The sequence below is a fragment of the Dietzia sp. CW19 genome (genome assembly GCF_014145265.1).
Taxonomy (GTDB): Bacteria; Actinomycetota; Actinomycetes; order Mycobacteriales; family Mycobacteriaceae; genus Dietzia; species Dietzia natronolimnaea.
Map to the genome: position 1 here is coordinate 1 of NZ_JAALEE010000417.1, position 2,480 is coordinate 2,480.

Annotated in this window: 3 protein-coding genes; all 3 read right to left on the reverse strand. The window is 69.9% G+C overall.

The window, feature by feature from the left end; all coding sequences use genetic code 11:
• Nucleotides 1-49: 49 nt before the first annotated feature.
• The 3 genes from G6021_RS12375 to G6021_RS12385 all read right to left on the reverse strand — a co-directional run bounded on the left by G6021_RS12375 (nucleotide 50) and on the right by G6021_RS12385 (nucleotide 2,267).
• Entirely contained in the window at nucleotides 50-913 is an 864-nt protein-coding gene (locus G6021_RS12375) for an SDR family oxidoreductase (protein WP_182641416.1), read from the reverse strand.
• A 78-nt stretch (nucleotides 914-991) separates the two neighbouring features.
• On the reverse strand, nucleotides 992-1,720 hold the full coding sequence (locus tag G6021_RS12380) for a TSUP family transporter (RefSeq protein ID WP_182641417.1): 729 nt from the start codon (nucleotides 1,718-1,720) through the stop codon (nucleotides 992-994).
• A 70-nt stretch (nucleotides 1,721-1,790) separates the two neighbouring features.
• Complete coding sequence (locus G6021_RS12385) at nucleotides 1,791-2,267, reverse strand: nuclear transport factor 2 family protein (protein WP_179523255.1); 477 nt, start codon at nucleotides 2,265-2,267, stop codon at nucleotides 1,791-1,793.
• Nucleotides 2,268-2,480: the final 213 nt, after the last annotated feature.

A 2,480-nucleotide genomic window follows, 5' to 3' on the forward strand; every position in this document is an offset into this window, starting at 1 on the left:
ATGGCGGCAGCTTTCCGGGAGGGGGCGGGGCGGGACGACGACGACGAGGTCAGCCCCAGCGGGACTGGCCGCCGTCGAGGGGGATGGTGGCGCCGCTGAGGTACGAGGCCTCGGCCGAGCACAGCCAGGCCACGGGACGGCCGATGTCGGAGAGGGGGTCGCCCACGCGGCCGGCGGGGATGCTCGACACGAACTCCTCGGCCTCCTCGGGGTTGTTCTCCATCCACCAGTCCAGCCCGGGGCTGTGGGCGTGTGGCGCAACGTTGAGGGCGCGGGTGCCCTCGGCCGCCCACTCGTAGGCGGCGGCGCGGGTCAGGGCGCGGATGGCCTCCTTGACCGCGGCGTAGACGCCGTAGTTCGCGGCGTCCCACCGGACGGCGGCGGCGGTCACGAGGTTGATGATCGTTCCCCCTCCGCGCTTGGCCATCTCGGGCCGCGCCAGCTTCATCAGGGTGAAGGTCACGCGGGGGCCGCCCTCGAAGGCCTTGCGGAACTCGTCGTCCGGGTAGTCGGACAGCGGCAGCGGCATGGCCATGTTAGCGTTGTTGACCAGGATGTCGACCCCGCCGAGCTTCTCCACGGCGGTCGCGATGATCGCCTCGGGGGCGCCGTCGGTGATGATGTCCACGGCCAGGCACTCGGCCGTCCCACCGTTCGCACGGATGATCTCGGCGACCCGCTCGAGCTTGCGCATCCGACGCCCGACCAGCAACAGCGCGGCACCGGATTCGGCGAGGCCGAGCGCGATGCCCTCCCCGACCCCCTGCCCGCCACCGGTGACGATGGCGACCTTTCCGGCCAGACGGTTCTCACGTGCGGTGCCGGCCTTCTCGGTGTGCTGCGCGATCGTGTCGGTCTGCGTGGACGTGTCAGTCTCTGCGGTCGTGTCGGTCTGCGCGGTGCTGTCGGTCATGGGGTCCTCCGGGGTCGGTACGGGAATCTGTGGGAGTGGGAACGGGGCGTCACGGCGATCACGCGGTGGGAAGGTCGATCACGCGGTGGCGAAGGTGACGAGGCCGGCGATCACCACGAGGGAGATCACGGCGGAGCGGAACACGTGGGTGGGCAGGCGCATGGCGATGCCGATTCCGAGTTGGTTGGCCAGGACGCCGACGACGGTGCAGGCCACGATCATGGGCAACAGGGCGGGTAGGTCGATCTCCGTGCCCGACCACAACAGTGCGAGGGAGACCAGGCTGGTGATGACGAAGTACCCGGCGAGGTCGGCGATGAAGCCCAGCGGCGGCAGCCTGGCCCGGCTGAGCAGCAGGACGACCGGCGGTCCGTTGAGCGAGGTGGTGGTGGAGAAGTACCCGCTGATCACCCCGGTGACCGCGGTCGCGATCGCCGAGGGCGGCCGGGGTGTTTTGGCCGCGGGCAGCGCCATGGCGACCCCGCACAGGACCGTGATCGCGCCTGCCGCCGGCTTGAGGTGCTCCTCCGGCAGGAACGCGATGGTCTGAACGCCCAACCAGGCGCCCGGCACACTCGCCAGTCCCAGCACCGCGACGCGCGGCCAGGTGATGTGAGCGCGCAACTGCACGGTGACGCCCACCCTGGTGACCAGGGCCACGACCAGGTTCACCACCACCGTCTCGGCCAGTCCGATGCCCGCCATCAGCATCAACGGGGTGGCCAACAGGGACGTGCCGAACCCGGTGGCGCCGCCGATGACCGAGGCCGCCGCCACGCACAGCGCGGCGATGACGATCAGCTCCACGCGTCACCGTCACGGTCACAGTCGTCGTCACCGACTCGCCGGGCAGAGCTCGCACCGTCCGCCCGCGCCCTCACTGCCCGCCGGTGGGGGCGAGGTGGTTGTCCGTGAGCTGGAAACTCGGGATGTCCTTGAGGTTGAGCATCGCCTCGTAGGTGCGCTTGTAGCCGGTGCTCGTGATGACCCAGCGACCGTCCTGGCGCGCGTAGGTGTCGGAGTAGAAGGCGCTTCCGATGATCATCGTGTCGAAGGCGGGCACGATCACCCGGTCCTGCAGGTACCAGCGGCCGGTCGCGGTGTCGCCGTCCACCTCGATCTCCGGGTGGTGGGCCTGGTGCTCGGTGATGACGTCGTCGGTCATCTGCTCCCGCAACCCGGCCACCACCTCGTCGCGGCCGGTGTAGGACAGGCGCTTGCCGTAGGAGGCCGAGACCTCGGGGGCGAGTGTCCCGGCGAGCTCGTCCCACAGTCGCAGATCCACACAACGCAGGTAGCGGTACTTCAGGGACTTGATCGCGTCGATGTCGTCGCGGCGGTCAGTGGTGGTCATCGTCGGCCTTTCGCACGAGGGGCGGGGCGCGTCAATCCACACCCGTCAACCCGACTGTAGTCAATTGTGTACAGTTTGGGAATGGAAAGTGAGAACCGATCCGACGACGACGAGGACGGCCTCCCCGGACCGACCCCGCCCGACTCCGCGCCCACCCGTGGGCACGGCGCCCCGCGACCCCGCCCGACCGGTCGCGACGAGGTCCGTTCCGCC

Coding starts and splice junctions, on each gene's coding strand:
- G6021_RS12375 (WP_182641416.1), bottom strand. CDS start 913: ATGACCGACAGCACCGCGCAGACCGACACGACCGCAGAGACTGACACG.
- G6021_RS12385 (WP_179523255.1), bottom strand. CDS start 2,267: ATGACCACCACTGACCGCCGCGACGACATCGACGCGATCAAGTCCCTG.